The organism is Allobosea caraganae (genome assembly GCF_003351345.1).
In the GTDB taxonomy this organism is placed as follows: Bacteria; Pseudomonadota; Alphaproteobacteria; order Rhizobiales; family Beijerinckiaceae; genus Allobosea; species Allobosea caraganae.
This window is the reverse complement of the sequence record NZ_QQTO01000020.1, coordinates 43,240-59,782: the sequence shown is the minus strand read 5'-3', so window position 1 is coordinate 59,782 and position 16,543 is coordinate 43,240. Positions and strand designations below refer to the sequence as shown.

The following is a 16,543-nucleotide window of genomic DNA, read 5'->3' as shown; positions in this document are numbered from 1 at the left end:
TCTCCCCGTGAAAGGCTGAAGACAGATGTCGCACTACCCGTTCAAGGCGCTGGCCGCCGGCAAGCCGCCGCTGATCCCGGTCATCCATGTCGAGAATGCCGACCATGCCGAACCGGTGCTGGAAGCGCTGGTCGCTGCCGGCATCGGCCTGGTCGAGGTCACCTTGCGCACCACTGCGGCCATCGAGGTCATCCGCCGGATGGTCAAGCTCGGCAGCCCGGCGATCATCGGCGCCGGCACCATCACCCGGCCCGAGCAGTTCGACGCTGCCGTCGATGCGGGCGCAAAATTCGGCGTCGGCCCGGCCTTCAGCCCGTCCCTGTTCGAGGCGTCGCGCAAGACCGGCCTGCCCTTCATCCCCGGCATCGGCACCGCCAGCGAGGCGCTCTGGGCCCGCGAAGCCGGCTTCTACGAGCTGAAACTGTTCCCGGCCGAGTTCGTCGGCGGCATCGGCTGGTTCAAGCATATCGAGCCGATCTATCCCGACCTGATCTTCTGCCCGACGGCCGGCATCAACGCCGCCAACGCCAAGGACTTCCTCGGCTGCCCGAACGTCTTCGCCGTCGGCGGCGGCTTCCTGGCGCCGCGAGACCGGATCGAGGCGGAGGACTGGGCGGCGGTCGAGAGCCTGTCACGGCAAGCGCTCGCCGCGATCAAGGACTGACGCGACGCTCGCGAGCGGAAGCCCGGCACGCGGGTTTCCGGCTGCGACGTCAGGCCTTGATGTCGGTGATCATTCCCGGACGCTTGTCGCCGTTTGCCTCGAGCGTCTTCTTGATCTCGTTCAGGATCTTGTCGGCGACCTCGGCCCGGGCCTTGGGATCCATCTTCTCGAACTCCTCCTCGGTCAGCCCGAGCTTGGCGAGCATCTGCGCATGCAGGCGCTCGGCCGGAGTCATCTTGGCGAACTTGAGGAAATCGGTCTCGGCAGACGAGGCCTCGGGAGATTTGGCCGTGACGGCCGCGCCGCGCGTCATCGCATCGGCATAGGACATCGGCGCGGCGGGCTTGGGCGCGGAGCCCTGGATCGACATCGACATGGTTCTCTCCGGCTGGCTGCGCGGACCACGCAAGCGCCGGGCCATGGCCAGAGAAACTAATATATAGCAATTTCAATGGCTTGTTTTAGGCAACACTGAATCGGAGCGCCGTCCCGATCTGCACCCGGAAGAAACTACCGGGCAAAATAGTCCTCCCGGTCCCGCGCATTCCTCCTGATTGCGCAAGGCTTTCGAAACCCTCGCGGTGGAAACCGGCGAGGCTTCCGCGGCAAACCATGTCCTAACGTCACATCTCAAGCCACTGTTAGGGTCTCGCGAGCATGGTCATCCCGTGCACGCTCCGCAGTACAACATGTTCGCGGCCGAGACGGCTGTTCAGGCGCATCACGATCCTTACGCCGAGCAGCGGGCGCGCGATTTCCGGCGGCTCCGCTTCGCACCGAAGCTGGAGCGCGAGTTCCTGCTGCACATGCGCGCCGACCAGCGCACCAGCACCATGGTCTGCATCGTCACGGCGCTCGGCATCTGGCTCGCCTTCATCGCGCTCGACCTGACGCGGCTGAACACGCTGCGCGAGCTCTCGGCCGGGCATCGCGATGTCGAGTTCGCCATGGCGCTGCGGGTCTCGACTTTCGCCGCCATCGTCGCGCTGCTTTACGCGCTGCTGGCGCACCGCCTGCCGCGCGCCTATCACCGGCTCTCGATGCTGGTGCTGACGCTGATCGGCATGACCAGCGCCTTCATCGCCAACATGTACAAGCTGCGCGACCTGCCGCAGGCCGATCTGGCGCAGCTCGTCATCATCGCGGCGGTCTTCCTGCCGGTCGGGCTGACCTTCTACCAGAGCCTGGGCATCGCGCTCTTCATCGCGGTGCTCACCACCGTGCTCGGCCTGGTCATGCTCGACGAGATCCACATGCTCGAGCATTTCAGGCTCTCGGTGCTGCTGTTCTTTGCCGTGTTCGTCAGCGCGGTCGGTGCCTACCTGCGCGAATACGCCCAGCGCGACCAGTTCCTGCTCCGGCGCATCCTGCACAACCACGCCATGTCGGACGCGCTGACCGGCATCGACAACCGCCGCAGCTTCGAGCAGCACGCCGCCATCGCCCTGCTCCAGGGCCGGCGCGACCGGGTCGGCGTCGTCTTCGCCGTGCTCGATATCGACCATTTCAAGAAGTACAACGACCGTTACGGCCACCAGGCCGGCGACCAGGCGCTCGGCCGGGTCGCCGCCGCCATCGCCTCCTGCCTGCGCCGGCCGATGGACATGGTCGGGCGCATCGGCGGCGAGGAGTTCGCCATCGTGCTCTACGGCGCCGATACCGAGCAGGCGCGGCGCATGCTCGACTCCGTCGCCCGCGCCGTCGCCGACCTCGCCATTCCGCACGAGGCCTCAGACACCGCAGACTGCGTCAGCGTCAGCATCGGCGCCGCCAGTTTCGACGGCTCCGAGACCCTTGAGCAGCTATACAGGCGGGCCGACCTCATGCTCTATGAGAGCAAGAGAACTGGGCGCAATCGTCTGACCTTGTGCTGAGCATTCACGGAACAAGGCGCCTGCTCATGCGTTACGCCCCCGAGGGCGATAGCTGGAGGCTCGTGTTATGGTTACCGCAGCACTTCTCTCGCTCTCCTTGTCGACCGGCCTTGTCATCCCCGTCGCCGAGACGGTGCCGCGCTTCGACATCGAGGCCACGTGCAAGACGGCGGAGGCAGCCGGCGGCGGCAGCCGCACCGTCAGTGCCTGCCGCGACGACGAGCGCAAGGCGCAGCTCTCGCTCGAAGCGAAATGGGCGAGCTACCGCCCAGGTACCCGAAATGAATGTGTCGAGGCGACGCAGGTCGGCGGCATACCGAGCTATGTCCAGGTCCTGACCTGCCTGGAGCTCGCCGCCACCACGACCAAATGAGCAATCGCATCCGCGATTGAGCGCCGTTTGACTTCGGGTTAGGGTGCCAGCGCTCCGTCACGGGAGGCTGCGATGGCGCCTGCATTCCTGACCGATGCCCAGATCGATGCCCGCGCCCTGGCGCATCGTCGCGAACTCGGCTTTCGCGATGAGAGAGGCGTCGACTTCATGACGCTGATGACCAAGCTCAAGGCGCGCTATCCGAGCTTCGCATATGAGCGCGTGCCCGATGGCCAGCTCGGCGAGGCCGAGGCGCAATGGGATTCCAGGGCCAAGCGCCTGCTGATCCCGGAAGGCGTCTTCGCCGCCGCCAATCGCGGCGAGGGCCGCGCGCTGATGACCGTGGCGCACGAGGTCGGCCATGCCCTGCTCGGCCATGACGGCACGCTCCAGCGCGCCCCGGCCGGCAACCGGGCCGAGCGGCTCTCGCCCCGCATCCGCGCGATGGAGTACCAGGCCAGGCGCTATGCCGCCGCCTTCCTCATCCCCGACGTCGAGGCTGTCAGGCACATGAGCGCCGGCGAGATGAGCGAGCACTACGGCGTCAGCATGAGCGCCGCCATGGTGCGCAAGAGCGAGCTGAAATAGCCTTGCGGCAAGCTGCCCCATCGCCCATTCTGTCGCCCTTCGAGGCTGCCGATGAGGCGAGGAATGCTGCGCAAGAGCTTGATCATCATGGCGTTTCTGACGCTGGCAGGCGCCGGCGCATCAGCCCAGAGCCGCGCCGCCACCTGCGATGGGCTATGGGCCGCCCGCAACGAGATCTACAAGGCGCAGGGCTATTGCTTCCGCACCCAGCGCGCCATCGCCGCCTTCGGCAATGCCGGCTGCCAGTACGACGCGATCGAGGACGTGCCGCTCTCGGCCAATGACCGGCGCACGATCAACGACATCGTCCGTCAGGAGCGCGACCTGCGCTGCCCGCGCTGAATTGCCGTAGCCCCGATAGCTGTGGAAGGCTGTCCATACGGGACCGGCCGCGCGATTCGCCGTGCTAGAAGCGCCGGTCCAGATCACGACAGCGGAGCGGCAGGACCAGGGATGACGACGGGCATCGACATGGGCTCAGGGCGAGATGGTGCGCCCGCACTGCTCGATCTCGCCGAGCTGCTGGCGACGCGCCTCCTCGTCCAGGGCAATTCCGGTTCGGGCAAGTCGCATTTGCTGCGCCGCCTGCTGGAGCAGAGCGCGCCCCTGGTGCAGCAGGCCGTGATCGATCCGGAAGGCGACTTCGTCTCGCTCGCCGAGCAATTCGGCCATGTCGTGGTCGATGCTGCCTGCGGCGATGCCGAGTTGCAGCGCATCGCGCTCCGGGTCCGCCAGCACCGCGTCTCGGTGGTGCTGAACCTCGAGAGCCTCGATGCCGACGAGCAACTCCGCGCCACCGCCGCCTTCCTCGGTGGCTTGTTCGACGTCGACCGCAGCATGTGGTTCCCGATGCTGGTCGTGGTCGATGAAGCCCAGCTCTTCGCGCCGGTGATGGCGGGCGAGGCCTCCGACGAGGCGCGCCGGCTCTCGCTCGGCGCCATGACCAACCTGATGTGCCGCGGCCGCAAGCGCGGCCTTGCTGGCGTCATCGCGACCCAGCGCCTCGCCAAGCTCGCCAAGAACGTCGCGGCCGAGGCCTCGAACTTCCTGATGGGCCGCACCTTCCTTGATATCGACATGGCCCGCGCCGCCGACCTGCTCGGCATGGACCGGCGCCAGGCCGAGATGTTCCGCGACCTGGAGCGCGGCCAGTTCGTCGCGCTCGGCCCCGCCTTGTCGAAGCGGCCCTTGCCGTTGCGCATCGGCGCCGTCTCCTCCGTCGATCGCGGCGGCGCGCCCGGCCTGATGCCGCTGCCGGAGCAGGCGCCAGAAGACGCCAGCAAGCTGATCTTCGAGGCCGGCGCCAACGAGCCGTCCCCCTCGCCCTGGCCGCCGCGCCCGGCCGCCGCCCGCCCGCGCCCGCCGGCCAACGACGTCTTCCGTCAGATCGAGAGCTATCGCCCGACGCCCGCTCCGGAGCCCGAGCCGGAAATCCCGATGGATCCGGCGGAGCGCGAGGCGATCATGACCGAGATCCTGCGCGAGCTGATGGCCGACCCGGAGACGCGCACCCGCCAGGTCGCGGTGCTCTATCAGGATTTCACCGTGCGCTGCCGCATGCGCCGGATCGGGCAGGCCTCGCTGAGCCTGGACGAGTTCCGCCGCCGGCTCGCGGTGGCGCGCGCCGGTGCGAGCGCGGACATCACCGGGTCGGAACGCTGGCAGGCTGCGCTCGCTGCTGCCGCCTCGCTGCCGGAAGACCTCCACAGCCTGTTTCTGTTCATCGTCCGCAGCGCGATCGAGCAGACGCCCTGCCCGTCCGATGCCGAGCTGGCGGCTGTCTATGGCAGCCACTCGCCCAGCCGGGCCCGCCGGCTGATCGGCTATATCGAGGAGCGCGGCCTGCTCGTCTGCCATGTCGATTTCAGGGGGCAGCGCACCTTGGCGCTGCCGACGCTCGGGCTGGAGACCGCCCCGGGATTGGCGCTGCCGCGCACCACAGCGGGAATGCCGCGTGGGGCAAGGGGCTGACAGGGCGAGCGGCTCTCTTCCCTTCTCCCGTCTGGGAGAAGGTGTCCCGGCAGGGGCAGACGAGGGCCCGCCGCTAAACCAGTTAAGCTGAAACGGAGCCCCGGTCAGGTCACAGCGCAGCGTCTAACCGCAGGCCCTCACCCTGCTCTGTCCCATCCGGGAGAGGGTTTCCCGCGTTTCTCATAGAAAGCCGGGAGCTACCGCCTAGAGCATCGGACCGAAAAGTGGAATCCGGTTTTCGGAACAATCCGATGCAATAACAAAAGCCTAGATCGCCACTTTGCGTCCAATAGGACGCACGGCGATCTAGTGCCCCTTCCCGGCCGGCACCGTCATCCGGTCCACCCAGGCGATGCCGATCGCCGACAGAATGAAGACGACGTGGATCGTCGTCTGCAGGATGACACCGGTCTCGGTGTAGTTCGCGGTGCGCCCGGCAATGCCGATATTGCCGGCCTCGATGAAGGTCCGCAGCAGGTGGATCGACGAGATGCCGATGATCGCCATGGCGAGCTTGATCTTGAGCACGCTCGCATTGACGTGGCTCAGCCATTCCGGCTGGTCGGGATGGTCCTCAAGCCGCAACCGCGAGACGAAGGTCTCGTAGCCGCCGACGATGACCATGATCAGCAGGTTCGAGATCATCACCACGTCGATCAGCCCGAGCACGACCAGCATGATCTGCTGCTCGCTGAAGTCGAACGCATGAGTGACGAGGTGCCAGAGCTCCTTCAGGAACAGGAAGACGTAGACGCATTGCGCCACGATCAGCCCGAGATAGAGCGGCAATTGCAGCCAGCGCGAGCCGAAGATGATCAGCGGCAGCGGCCTCATCGGAGCGCGAGGAAGCGGCTGGGTGTCCTCGGAATGCGACATGGTCTGGGTCCGGTCCTTTCGAACGTGAATCATGGTTTTGCGATGCAATATCGCGTGCCTTACATGGTATGAGCGCGCGCATGACGCAACCCGGCAGGATGTTTCGCCGGCACCGAAGATCAATATCGCGGCGCTAGCCGCAATATCCGTTTACCGGCAGATGAAAATTCGCCCATATTCGCTGCTAGCTCTTTCATGACGCGGCGTCGCGAGTTAGATTCCGTTCAATTGGAGGAACAGCACGCGTTCCTCTCGCATCGGAGAGGAAAGGAGTTTCGTCATGATCAAGACCCTGACCATCGCTGCCGCTCTGGCCGGTAGCGTCATGATCGCTGCCCCGGCCGGCGCCGCGCCGCTAAGCGCGACCGCAGGCTCGGCCGCTTCCTACAGCGAAGCCGGCAAGGACCTCACCCAGACCGTGCAGTATCGCCGTTACGGCTACGGCGGCTATGGCTATCGCGGCGGCTATTATGGCGGGCGCGGCTATTATGGTGGCCGTGGCGCGGCGGTCGGCGCCGGCGTGGCGGCCGGCATCCTCGGCGGCGCTCTCGCCGCTGGCGCGCTGGCGGCCCCGGCCTATCGCCCGGCCCCGGTCTATGTCGAGCCGGACGGCGACGCGATCGCCTATTGCTCGCGCCGCTTCCGCAGCTACGACCCCGAGACCGGCACCTATATCGGCACCGGCGGCGTGGTCCGCTCCTGCCCCTGAGCGGGATGGCGGTGCTCTAAGCACCGACCCACAACGACCGAGCCTCTCCGTGGCGACGCGGAGAGGTTTTCTTTTGCGCGCAGCCCGGCACGATCCTGACGCCATTCGGCTGCAACGGCGCATAGGGCTTGTCACCGGCTTATCCCTGCCGCTTATTCTGCGCTACCTGACTCGGAGCACGCCGTTGCGCATCGCCACCTGGAACGTCAACTCGGTCCGCCAGCGGCTCGGCCATCTGCTCGACTTCCTGAAGGAGGCCGAGCCCGACGCGCTCTGCCTGCAGGAGCTGAAATGCATGGATGCCGATTTCCCGCGCCGGGAGATCGAGGAGGCCGGCTGGCAGGTCGAGACCCACGGCCAGAAGACCTTCAACGGCGTCGCCATCATCAGCCGCAGCAAGCTCGAGGATGTCAGGCGCGGCCTGCCGGGCGACGAGAGCGACGAGCAGGCGCGCTATCTCGAAGGCGTGCTGCCGCTGGGAACGGGCGTCGTGCGCCTGGCCTCGATCTACCTGCCGAACGGCAATCCGCCCAACACCGAGAAATACCCCTACAAGCTCAACTGGATGCGCCGCCTCACCGCGCATGCGAAGGAGCTGCTCGCCCATGAGGAGCCGCTCGTCCTGGCGGGCGACTACAACGTCATCCCCGAGCCGCGCGATGCGCGCGAACCGGCCGCCTGGGTCGACGACGCGCTGTTCCTGCCGCCGACGCGCTCGGCCTTCCGCGGCCTGATCAATCTCGGCCTCACCGAAGCGCTGCGCGCCACGACCGACACGCCCGGCCTCTACACCTTCTGGGATTATCAGGCCGGCGCCTGGCAGCGGAACAACGGCATCCGCATCGACCATCTCCTGCTCTCGCCGCAAGCCGCCGACCGGCTCGCCGGCGTCAGCATCGCCAAGCATGTCCGCGGCTGGGACAAGCCCTCCGACCATGTGCCGGTGCTGGTGGAGTTGCGGCCGCAGTAAATCCGGCGGATCAGCCGGGGGGCTGCGCGCCAGTATCCTGCAAAGCGGCCTGCTGGGCCAATTGCGCGAAGCGCAGGACCGAAACCGCGCCGACGGTCACCAAAGCGACGGAAACGATCGCCGCCGCCAATTGCGAGGCGATGCTCCTGCGGCGATTCAGCCCCCGCTTCTCAAGCAGGTGCATAACGAACAACAGAGCGAAGCCGAGCGAGATCAGCCCGATCGTGAAGACAGTCTTGAGCACGACACAACCCGTCCAACCAGCACAGCTAAATAACGCGCTGTTCGGAGGCCGCCAGTCAATGCCGCAGGCGGGAATCGAACTGTATCATCAAGAGAAATCACGCGGCGGCTACTGCGCCGAGCCGCGCTTGACCCCGTCCTTGATGAAGACGCGGAACCGCGTGGTGCCGCTGGCGCTGCCATCGGCCGAGCGCCACTTGCCGTTGCTGCAAAGCGTGCCGCCCTGCGTCTCGACGGCGTCGAAGGTGATCACGTTGCGATAGGCGGTGCCGTTCGGCTCGACCGCGCGGAAATTCGTCGTGCAAGCGCCGTTGGCGACAACCGGGTCGTAGTCGTGGATCATGATGCCGCCTCCGCCCGTGCTTGGAAACGGATCGGTCAACGGCGCCCATGCCCCATAGTTCTCCTGAGCAGAAGCGGCTGCGACAGCCCCAAGCAGGAAGGCGGCGCTGGCGAAGGATGTCCTGAAGCTGGTCATGATGAACTCCCCGGTCTGTCCGAGGAATACGCGACGCCAAGTAAACCAGATGCAGGAGGCGCCGGACCTGAGACCATTCGAGAATTCGCTGGCGTGAGTCGGCTGGCGTGGCGGTCGAGAACCGGAGCGGAGCGGACTTCATGTCCGTGAGCACCGGAAGCGCAGATCGCTGCGTCAGACGGCCTCGTCAGTAGAATTCGCGAATGGTCTCAACGGGGTGGGATGCGGCCGCTGGTGTATTGCTGCTGCCGCTCGACGAGCGCGAGCGCGGCGCTGCGGTCGCCGGCGGAAGCAGCGGCGAAGGCTGCGTCATAGCGCTCCAGGATCCAGGCGTCGCGCTGCGGATCGGCCGCGTCGCGCGCCAGCGAGAGCCACATCAGCCCCTGCGAGACCTGCCGCGGCACGCCATCGCTGCCGCGCACCAGCATGTCGCCGAACACGGCGCGGGCCGGGACATGCCCCTTCTCGGCCGCGAGCTTCATCCAGCGCGCTGCCTGGCGCTGGTCGCGCGGCGTGCCCTGGCCGTTCATGTAGAGCCGAGCCAGGTTGTACTGCCCTTCCGGGTCACCGAAATAAGAGGCGGCGTAGTGGAACATGTCGAAGGCGCGGTCGGCATTGGGCTTCACATAGGTGCCCTTGATGCCGTCGATGAAATAGCCGCCGAGCGCCACGAATGCGCTGCCGACGATGCGGCCATCGGCCGTGCCCGGAATCGCGTCGGCATTCTCGTCCGCGATCTTCGAGAAATACTCGAAGGCCTTGAGGTCGTTGGTCGGAACGCCTTCGCCGCCGGCATACATCCGGCCCAGCTTGAACTGCGCGGTGAGATGGCCCTGCGAGGCGGCGTATTCCAGCGCGCGCACGGCGCCGACCTGGTCGCCCGCCGTCTTGTCGCGCATCCAGGCCCGGAGGGCTTCGCGGGCGTTGGTGAAGGGAGCCAGCGGCAGCGCGGCGCGCGGGGCTGGAGCAGCCGGGGCTGTCGTGAGCCCGCCGGCCAGAGGCTGCGGAACGGCCGAATCGTCCGTTTCCGGTTCGGGCAAGGCGACGCCAGGGATCGGCCGCGGCGGAATCGGCGCGGCGCGACCGGCAACGGCATCCTGTGCCCAGGCTGCCGGCTGGCAGCCCAGGACCAGCAGCGTCCCTACGATGATGGCGTCAGATATCCGCATAGCAATGGGTTTCGGCCGCCCCTCCTGGGTGGGTCACGGCCCCACCTTTCGCAGAGCCGACAGTTTGCGCGTACTTCCACAGCGCGCCCGAGTTGTAGTCGGTCTTGCGCGGCGTCCAGGCCTTACGACGCTCCTCAAGTTCGGCATCAGAAAGGCGGACTGCGAGCTTTCCTGTGATGGCGTCGAGCTCGATGATGTCGCCATCCTTGAGCAGGCCGATCGGCCCGCCGACAGCCGCCTCAGGCCCGACATGGCCGACGCAGAAGCCGCGCGTCGCGCCCGAGAAGCGCCCGTCGGTGATGAGCGCGACCTTGTCGCCCATGCCCTGGCCGTAGAGCGCTGCGGTGGTCGAGAGCATCTCGCGCATGCCGGGGCCGCCCTTGGGCCCCTCGTAGCGGATGACCAGCACGTCGCCGACCTCGTACTCGCGATTGGCGACGGCCTTGAAGGCGTCTTCCTCGCAATCGAAGCAGCGCGCCGGGCCGGTGAAGGTCAGTTGCTCGGTCGTCATGCCGGCGATCTTCACGATCGCGCCCTCGGGAGCGAGGTTGCCCTGCAGGCCGACGACGCCGCCATTATCAGAGAGCGGCTTGTTGGCGGGGCGGATGACGTCCTGCTCGTCGTTCCATTTCACCGAGGCGAGGTTCTCGGCGATGGTGCGGCCGGTGACGGTCATGCAGTCGCCATGCAGGAAGCCGTGGTCGAGCAGGGTCTTCATCAGCAGCGGGATGCCGCCGACCTCGAACATGTCCTTGGCGACGTATTTTCCGCCCGGCTTCAGGTCGGCGATATAGGGCGTCTTCTTGAAGATCTCGGCGACGGCGAAAAGGTCGAAGTCGATGCCGCATTCATGCGCGATCGCCGGCAGGTGCAGCGCGCCATTGGTCGAGCCGCCCGAGGCGGCGACGACCATCGCGGCGTTCTCCAGCGCCTTGCGGGTGACGATGTCGCGCGGCCGGATGTTCCGGGCGATCAGCTCCATCACCATCTCGCCGGCGGTGTAGCAGAAGGTGTCGCGGACATCGTAGGGCGCCGGCGCCCCGCAGGAATACGGCAGGGCAAGCCCGATCGCCTCGGCGACGGTCGCCATCGTGTTGGCGGTGAACTGCGCGCCGCAGGAGCCCGAGGACGGGCAGGCCGCCTCCTCCAGCTCCTTCAGGTCCTCGTCCGACATCGCGCCGACCGAGTGCTTGCCGACGGCCTCGAACACGTCCTGAACGGTGACCGGCTTGCCCTTGAAGGTGCCGGGCAGGATCGAGCCGCCATAGATGAAGATCGAGGGAACGTTGAGGCGCACCATCGCCATCATCATGCCGGGCAGCGACTTGTCGCAGCCGGCGAGGCCGACCAGCGCGTCATAGCAATGGCCGCGCATGGTGAGCTCGACCGAGTCGGCGATGCACTCGCGCGAGGCGAGCGACGACTTCATGCCCTGGTGGCCCATGGCGATGCCGTCGGTCACGGTGATGGTGCAGAACTCGCGCGGCGTGCCCTGGGCGGAGGCGACGCCCTTCTTCACGGCCTGGGCCTGGCGCATCAGCGAGATGTTGCAGGGAGCGGCTTCGTTCCAGCAGGACGCGACGCCGACGAAGGGCTGCGAAATCTGCTTCGAGGTCATCCCCATCGCATAATAATAGGAGCGATGCGGAGCACGCGCCGGCCCGACGCTGACATGCCGGCTGGGGAGTTTCGACTTGTCGAAAACGCGCGCGTCCATCTTCTTTTTCCTCGTTCCGCCCTGCACTTAGGGTGCGTGGCAGATGTGCCACGCCGCCCGCGCCGGACGCAACGTTCACGCCTCGGCAGGATGCAGGGTAAATCGACGCCCCAATCCTGCCAGACAGAGTTTAATTCTTCTATATCTCAGAGACTTAGTGCGACCCTTTGCTGGGCGCGCTTTGTGGCAGCATCGCGGCAATTCCGGCAGTGCAGAGCGGTGCCTGCGCAATGCGGATCGGTGTTGCGGGGATGTCACAAATCAGCGGGGCGGCGATCATCCCCCGCGCCGTGATCCCGGCCGCAACGCCGCAGAGTGCGGGGATTCATCTTAGGACTTCGGCGCTCTACGATGGATCCCGGAGCGGCGCGGCTTCGCCGCTTGTCCGGGACGACGCAGTCGAAATCGCGGCGTCTGTGAAGAGTTAAAGCACCGCCGGCAGCACGAAGAAGCCGCCGATCACCACGAGCGCCAGCACGGCTGCGCTGAGCGGCAAATGCTTTTCGATGAAGATGCGGATGTCGTCGCCGTAGAAGCGCAGCGCGACCGCAATCATGGCGAAGAAGGTGACGCGCGAGACGACCATGCCGAGCGTGAACTTCCAGATGTCGAAATGCAGGAAGCCGGACATGATCGTGACGATCTTGAACGGGATCGGCGTCAGGCCCTTGGTGACCAGCACCCAGAACCAGAAATCCTGCGAGGTCGCGATCAGGTGCGCGGCCTTGTCCTGCAGGCCGTAGATGCCGATCAGCCAGGAGCCGACCGAGTCATAGAGGAAGGCGCCGATCGCATAGCCGAGATAGCCGCCCGAAACCGCCCCCAGCGAGCAGACCAGGGCATAGAACCAGGCGCGATCCGGCCGCGCGATGCACATCGGCAGCAGCAGCGGCAGCGGCGGCAGCGGGCTGATCGAGCTTTCGACGAAAGTCAGCGCGAAGAGCAGATAGGGAGCGCCCGGGTGGGAGGCGTAAGATACGCACCAGTCATAAGCTCGCTTGAGCATGCGTCGGAACTACTCGCCTCGTGCTGCGGGTCGATGGCGCATGGCGGGCCTGCGCCACGCGCATCTAATCGCGTTTCCGTGAATATACCAGAGCTCGCCTACATCAAGGTCAATTTGGCGACGGTTTCATGACCGGCTGTTGGCAAAAAGCCGCAGCTTGCCCGCCACCGTCATTGCGAGCGCAGCGAAGCAATCCAGGGGGATTGCGTGAGCGAGCCCCCTGGATTGCTTCGTCGCTGCGCTCCTCGCAATGACGGCGAGGTGCCGCCGCCCTTTACGACAGCCGCGCCAAAGCCTCGGCGATCTTGATCTTGCGCGCCTCGGCCTGCGCCTTGCGCTCGCGGTTCTCCTCGACGACCTCTTCGGGCGCGCGCGCCACGAAGTCGGGGTTGCCGAGCTTGCGATCGACCGCGAGGATGTCCTGGTCGAGCTTGGCCAGCTCCTTCTCCAGCCGCGCCCGCTCGGCGTCGAGATCGATGATGCCGGCGAGCGGCAGGGCCGCGACCTCGCCGCGCACGATGATCTGAGCCGATTGCGCCGGCGAAACGGCCTCAAAAGCGATATTCGAGACCCGCGCCAGCCGCTCGATCATCGGCGCCCACGCCTCGACCGCGGCCTTGGTCGCAGCGCTGGCATTGACCAGCACCAGCGGCACCTGCGTCCCGGCCGGGACGTTGGTCTCCGAGCGAACCGAGCGGATATCGGAGATCAGGTCGACGACGAAGCCGATCTCGGCCTCGGCCGTCTCGTCCTTCAAGCCGGCGAGCTCGGGCCAGCGCGTCAGGCAGACCAGCGCATCGTCGCCCTTGGCGAGCTTGCGCGGCGCGCCCTCGCCCCCCTTCACCGCCCAGAGCTCCTCGGTCATGAACGGCATGAACGGGTGCAGCAGCTGGGATATCAGGTCGATGACATGGGCGACGGTCGCCTGCGTCTCGGCCTTCTCCTCTGGCGCCACGCCTTCGCCCTGCAGCACCGGCTTGGCCAGTTCGAGATACCAGTCGCAGAACTGGTTCCAGACGAAGCGATAGGCGCTGCCGGCCGCCTCGTTGAACTTGAACGAAACGATGCCTTCGGCGATCTCCTCGCTGGCGCGGGCAGCCTCGCTCAGGATCCAGCGATTGAGCGGCTGCTTCACCGCGGCTGGATCGAAGCCGGCAACGCGGGCGCAGCCATTCATCTCGGCGAAGCGGGCGGCGTTCCAGATCTTGGTCGCGAAGTTGCGGTAGCCCTCGACGCGCGCGGTCGCGAGCTTGATGTCGCGGCCCTGCGCCGCCATGGCCGAGAGCGTGAAGCGCAGCGCGTCGGCGCCGTACTTGTCGACCAGCGTCAGCGGATCGATGACGTTGCCCTTCGTCTTCGACATCTTCGCGCCCTTCTCGTCGCGAACGATGGCGTGGATGTAGACGTCGCGGAACGGCACCTCGTCCATGAAGTTGAGGCCCATCATCATCATCCGGGCGACCCAGAAGAAGATGATGTCGAAGGCCGTGACCAGCGTCGCCGTCGGGTAGTAGCGCTTCAGCTCGGCCGTCTCCTCCGGCCAGCCCAGCGTCGAGAACGGCCAGAGCGCCGAGGAGAACCAGGTGTCGAGCACGTCCCCGTCGCGGGTGAGCGCGACAGGACCGCCATAGTGGCCGAGCGCCTGCGCCTGCGCGGCGGCCTCGGATTCGGCGACGAAGCACTCGCCGTCCGGCCCGTACCAGGCCGGGATCTGGTGGCCCCACCAGAGCTGGCGCGAGACGCACCAGGGCTCGATGTTCTCGAGCCAGTCGTTGTAGGTCTTGGTCCAGCTCTCCGGCGTGATCTTGGTGCGGCCGTCCTTGACGGCTTTCAACGCGCGCTCGGCCAGCGGCTTGACGTCGACATACCATTGGTCGGTCAGCCAGGGCTCGATCGCGACATCGGAGCGGTCGCCATGCGGCACGGTATGACCGTGGGGCTCGACCTTGGCGAGCAGGCCGCGCTCGGCCATCAGCGCGACGATGGCGCGCCGGGCCGCGAAGCGGTCGAAGCCGTCGAGCTTCAGCGTCTCGGCAGCCGGCTGGACGCCAGCGAGGAAATCATCGTTGCCGTCGAGGGTCAGCCGCGCCTCGGCGTCGAAGATGTTGATGACCGCGAGCTTGTGGCGCTTGCCGACCTCGAAATCGTTGAAGTCGTGCGCCGGCGTGATCTTGACCGCGCCGGTGCCCTTCTCCGGATCGGCGTAGTCGTCGCCGAAGATCGGGATGACGCGGCCGACCAGCGGCAGGACCGCGTTCTTGCCGATCAGGTGGCCGATCTTTTCGTTCTCGGGATGCACCGCGACGCCGGTATCGCCCAGCATCGTCTCCGGCCGCGTCGTCGCGACCGTGATATAGGTCGAGGGATCGTTGGCGTCATAGGTGACGCCTTCGAGCGGGTAGTCGAAATAGTAGAGGTGCCCGCTCGGGTCGCGGTTCAGCGCCTTGTCGAGCTTGGCGGCGTCGAACGCCTCCTCCCCGCCCCGCTCCCACTTGAACGAGCCGGTCTTCTCGACCTGGATCACCTCGAGGTCGGAGATCGCGGTCTGGAACTTCGGGTCCCAGTTCACCAGGCGCTTGGCGCGGTAGATCAGGCCCTGCTTGTGCAGGGCGACGAAGACCTTGAGCACGGCCGCGCTCAGGCCCTCATCCATGGTGAAGCGCTCGCGCGACCAGTCGCAGGAGGCCCCTAAGCGCTTGAGCTGGTTGACGATGGTGCCGCCGGATTCAGCCTTCCAGCGCCAGACCTCTTCGAGGAAGGCCTCGCGGCCCATGGTCCGGCGGTCGGTCTTGTTCTCGGCCGCGAGCTTGCGCTCCACCACCATCTGCGTCGCGATGCCGGCATGGTCTGTGCCCGGCTGCCAGAGCACGTCCTTGCCGCGCATGCGCTCGAAGCGGCAGAGCACGTCCTGCAAGGTGTTGTTGAGCGCGTGGCCCATATGCAGCGAGCCGGTGACGTTCGGCGGCGGGATGACGATGCAATACGGCTCGGCGCCCGGCTCGGCGCCGCGCCCGGCCTTGAAGGCATCGGCCTCTTCCCAGGCCTTGCTGATGCGGGCCTCAACGGAGGCCGGCTCGAATGTCTTGTCCATCATCGCTTCGCTCGAACGCAAAACGGCCGGGAAGTCCCGGCCGGAAATCGGAAGGCCTAAAGGTTCGCCTTAAGAGCCCATGGGATGGGGCCGCGTCAACGTTTTCGACGCAGCGACGCCCTCGGGGGTGAGAGTGCTTGAGACTTCGCTGGGGTGAGTCGACTGGCGTGGCCGTCGAGAACCGGAGCGGAGCGTACGTTTGTACGTGAGCACCGGAAGCGCAGACGGCCGCGTCAGGCGGCCACCCCAGTAGAATTCGCAAGCGCTCTCAGGCGGCGCTCGATTCCAGGAACCAGAGCGCCTTGTCGAGGGCCCGGGAGTATCCCGTGAAGATATCGGCGGTGTCGGCATCGCCGGCCTCGTCGGCCGTGTCGATCGCGGCGCGCACGCTCTTGGCGGCCTCGGCATAGCGCTCGATCAGCTCGGCGAGATGGTCCTTCACCGCGACGATCTCGGTCGGATAGGCTTTGAGCTTGGTCGCCGCAGCGACGGTCTGCGTCGTGCCGAGCGCGATGCCGCCAAGCTGCGCGACGCGCTCGGCCACCGTGTCGACATGGCCGTCGAGCTCGGTGCGGAAACCGTCGAGCATCTCGTGGATGGCGATGAAGCCCGGACCCTTCAGGTTCCAATGCGCCTGCTTGGTGACGAGCGCGAGGTCGATGCCATCGGCGAGCCGGGCATTGAGCAGCTCGATCATGGCGGTCTTGGTGTTGGACTTGAGATCGATCCGGGAGACGGGCTTCTTCGACATGGCACTATCCTCGCTCAACCTGCTTGCGGCGGCGGCGCGCCGTCATGCGCAGATATAGCGGGC

General features: G+C 66.5%; 17 protein-coding genes. 8 read left to right on the top strand and 9 right to left on the bottom strand.

Annotated features, from left to right (window positions below):
* Window positions 1-25: 25 nt before the first annotated feature.
* Entirely contained in the window at window positions 26-664 is a 639-nt protein-coding gene (locus DWF00_RS13300) for a bifunctional 4-hydroxy-2-oxoglutarate aldolase/2-dehydro-3-deoxy-phosphogluconate aldolase (protein WP_114831356.1), read from the top strand.
* A 49-nt stretch (window positions 665-713) separates the two neighbouring features.
* Here the strand turns inward: DWF00_RS13300 and DWF00_RS13295 are convergent, their stop codons facing one another.
* The gene (locus DWF00_RS13295; RefSeq protein WP_114831355.1) at window positions 714-1,040 is read right to left on the bottom strand and encodes a hypothetical protein; all 327 of its coding nucleotides are present in this window, start codon (window positions 1,038-1,040) and stop codon (window positions 714-716) included.
* A 292-nt stretch (window positions 1,041-1,332) separates the two neighbouring features.
* Here DWF00_RS13295 and DWF00_RS13290 point away from each other — a divergent pair, with 292 nt between their 5' ends.
* The 5 genes from DWF00_RS13290 to DWF00_RS13270 all read left to right on the top strand — a co-directional run bounded on the left by DWF00_RS13290 (window position 1,333) and on the right by DWF00_RS13270 (window position 5,470).
* On the top strand, window positions 1,333-2,538 hold the full coding sequence (locus tag DWF00_RS13290; RefSeq protein ID WP_147283771.1) for a GGDEF domain-containing protein: 1,206 nt from the start codon (window positions 1,333-1,335) through the stop codon (window positions 2,536-2,538).
* Between the two features lie 67 nt (window positions 2,539-2,605).
* Entirely contained in the window at window positions 2,606-2,911 is a 306-nt protein-coding gene (locus DWF00_RS13285; protein ID WP_114831353.1) for a hypothetical protein, read from the top strand.
* Between the two features lie 72 nt (window positions 2,912-2,983).
* Window positions 2,984-3,499 carry an ImmA/IrrE family metallo-endopeptidase gene (locus tag DWF00_RS13280; RefSeq protein ID WP_114831352.1) on the top strand — a complete coding sequence of 172 codons (516 nt, stop codon included), beginning with the start codon at window positions 2,984-2,986 and terminating at the stop codon, window positions 3,497-3,499.
* 63 nt (window positions 3,500-3,562) lie between these two features.
* Entirely contained in the window at window positions 3,563-3,841 is a 279-nt protein-coding gene (locus DWF00_RS13275; protein WP_114831351.1) for a YARHG domain-containing protein, read from the top strand.
* A 111-nt stretch (window positions 3,842-3,952) separates the two neighbouring features.
* Window positions 3,953-5,470 (top strand): helicase HerA domain-containing protein, encoded by a 1,518-nt coding sequence (locus DWF00_RS13270; RefSeq protein WP_114831350.1) that lies wholly within the window; start codon window positions 3,953-3,955, stop codon window positions 5,468-5,470.
* A gap of 306 nt (window positions 5,471-5,776) precedes the next feature.
* Here DWF00_RS13270 and DWF00_RS13265 read toward each other — a convergent pair whose 3' ends face one another.
* Window positions 5,777-6,346 (bottom strand): TIGR00645 family protein, encoded by a 570-nt coding sequence (locus DWF00_RS13265; protein WP_114831349.1) that lies wholly within the window; start codon window positions 6,344-6,346, stop codon window positions 5,777-5,779.
* A gap of 280 nt (window positions 6,347-6,626) precedes the next feature.
* Between DWF00_RS13265 and DWF00_RS13260 the strand changes: the two genes are divergently transcribed.
* Together DWF00_RS13260 and xth are read left to right on the top strand one after the other, a co-directional pair.
* Window positions 6,627-7,055, top strand: a complete 429-nt coding sequence (locus tag DWF00_RS13260) for a BA14K family protein (protein WP_114831348.1) — start codon at window positions 6,627-6,629, stop codon at window positions 7,053-7,055.
* A gap of 184 nt (window positions 7,056-7,239) precedes the next feature.
* Window positions 7,240-8,025 carry an exodeoxyribonuclease III gene (gene xth / locus DWF00_RS13255; protein WP_114831347.1) on the top strand — a complete coding sequence of 262 codons (786 nt, stop codon included), beginning with the start codon at window positions 7,240-7,242 and terminating at the stop codon, window positions 8,023-8,025.
* Between the two features lie 10 nt (window positions 8,026-8,035).
* Here the strand turns inward: xth and DWF00_RS13250 are convergent, their stop codons facing one another.
* From DWF00_RS13250 to dps, 7 genes are all read right to left on the bottom strand, one after another.
* Window positions 8,036-8,269, bottom strand: coding sequence for a hypothetical protein (locus tag DWF00_RS13250; protein WP_114831346.1), 234 nt, complete (start codon window positions 8,267-8,269; stop codon window positions 8,036-8,038).
* A gap of 108 nt (window positions 8,270-8,377) precedes the next feature.
* A complete protein-coding gene (locus DWF00_RS29075) occupies window positions 8,378-8,746 on the bottom strand; it encodes a hypothetical protein (protein ID WP_147283770.1) in 369 nt (122 codons plus the stop codon).
* Window positions 8,747-8,955: 209 nt separating this feature from the next.
* On the bottom strand, window positions 8,956-9,915 hold the full coding sequence (locus DWF00_RS13240) for a tetratricopeptide repeat protein (RefSeq protein ID WP_114831344.1): 960 nt from the start codon (window positions 9,913-9,915) through the stop codon (window positions 8,956-8,958).
* Window positions 9,902-11,632, bottom strand: coding sequence for a dihydroxy-acid dehydratase (ilvD, locus tag DWF00_RS13235; protein WP_114831343.1), 1,731 nt, complete (start codon window positions 11,630-11,632; stop codon window positions 9,902-9,904). Before ilvD ends, DWF00_RS13240 begins: the two co-directional genes overlap by 14 nt.
* Window positions 11,633-12,056: 424 nt before the next feature.
* On the bottom strand, window positions 12,057-12,638 hold the full coding sequence (locus DWF00_RS13225; RefSeq protein WP_114831341.1) for a YqaA family protein: 582 nt from the start codon (window positions 12,636-12,638) through the stop codon (window positions 12,057-12,059).
* Window positions 12,639-12,912: 274 nt separating this feature from the next.
* Window positions 12,913-15,732 (bottom strand): valine--tRNA ligase, encoded by a 2,820-nt coding sequence (locus DWF00_RS13220; RefSeq protein WP_114831340.1) that lies wholly within the window; start codon window positions 15,730-15,732, stop codon window positions 12,913-12,915.
* Between the two features lie 265 nt (window positions 15,733-15,997).
* Window positions 15,998-16,480 carry a DNA starvation/stationary phase protection protein Dps gene (gene dps / locus DWF00_RS13215; RefSeq protein ID WP_114831339.1) on the bottom strand — a complete coding sequence of 161 codons (483 nt, stop codon included), beginning with the start codon at window positions 16,478-16,480 and terminating at the stop codon, window positions 15,998-16,000.
* Between the last annotated feature and the right edge of the window lie 63 nt (window positions 16,481-16,543).

Bases quoted from the DNA above. Each gene is read 5' to 3' on its own strand.
- DWF00_RS13270 (WP_114831350.1), top strand. From the start codon at position 3,953: ATGACGACGGGCATCGACATGGGCTCAGGGCGAGATGGTGCGCCCGCA.
- DWF00_RS29075 (WP_147283770.1), bottom strand. From the start codon at position 8,746: ATGACCAGCTTCAGGACATCCTTCGCCAGCGCCGCCTTCCTGCTTGGG.
- DWF00_RS13280 (WP_114831352.1), top strand. From the start codon at position 2,984: ATGGCGCCTGCATTCCTGACCGATGCCCAGATCGATGCCCGCGCCCTG.
- DWF00_RS13260 (WP_114831348.1), top strand. From the start codon at position 6,627: ATGATCAAGACCCTGACCATCGCTGCCGCTCTGGCCGGTAGCGTCATG.
- DWF00_RS13275 (WP_114831351.1), top strand. From the start codon at position 3,563: ATGCTGCGCAAGAGCTTGATCATCATGGCGTTTCTGACGCTGGCAGGC.
- DWF00_RS13240 (WP_114831344.1), bottom strand. From the start codon at position 9,915: ATGCGGATATCTGACGCCATCATCGTAGGGACGCTGCTGGTCCTGGGC.
- dps (WP_114831339.1), bottom strand. From the start codon at position 16,480: ATGTCGAAGAAGCCCGTCTCCCGGATCGATCTCAAGTCCAACACCAAG.
- DWF00_RS13220 (WP_114831340.1), bottom strand. From the start codon at position 15,732: ATGATGGACAAGACATTCGAGCCGGCCTCCGTTGAGGCCCGCATCAGC.
- DWF00_RS13300 (WP_114831356.1), top strand. From the start codon at position 26: ATGTCGCACTACCCGTTCAAGGCGCTGGCCGCCGGCAAGCCGCCGCTG.
- DWF00_RS13295 (WP_114831355.1), bottom strand. From the start codon at position 1,040: ATGTCGATGTCGATCCAGGGCTCCGCGCCCAAGCCCGCCGCGCCGATG.
- DWF00_RS13225 (WP_114831341.1), bottom strand. From the start codon at position 12,638: ATGCTCAAGCGAGCTTATGACTGGTGCGTATCTTACGCCTCCCACCCG.
- DWF00_RS13285 (WP_114831353.1), top strand. From the start codon at position 2,606: ATGGTTACCGCAGCACTTCTCTCGCTCTCCTTGTCGACCGGCCTTGTC.
- DWF00_RS13265 (WP_114831349.1), bottom strand. From the start codon at position 6,346: ATGTCGCATTCCGAGGACACCCAGCCGCTTCCTCGCGCTCCGATGAGG.
- ilvD (WP_114831343.1), bottom strand. From the start codon at position 11,632: ATGGACGCGCGCGTTTTCGACAAGTCGAAACTCCCCAGCCGGCATGTC.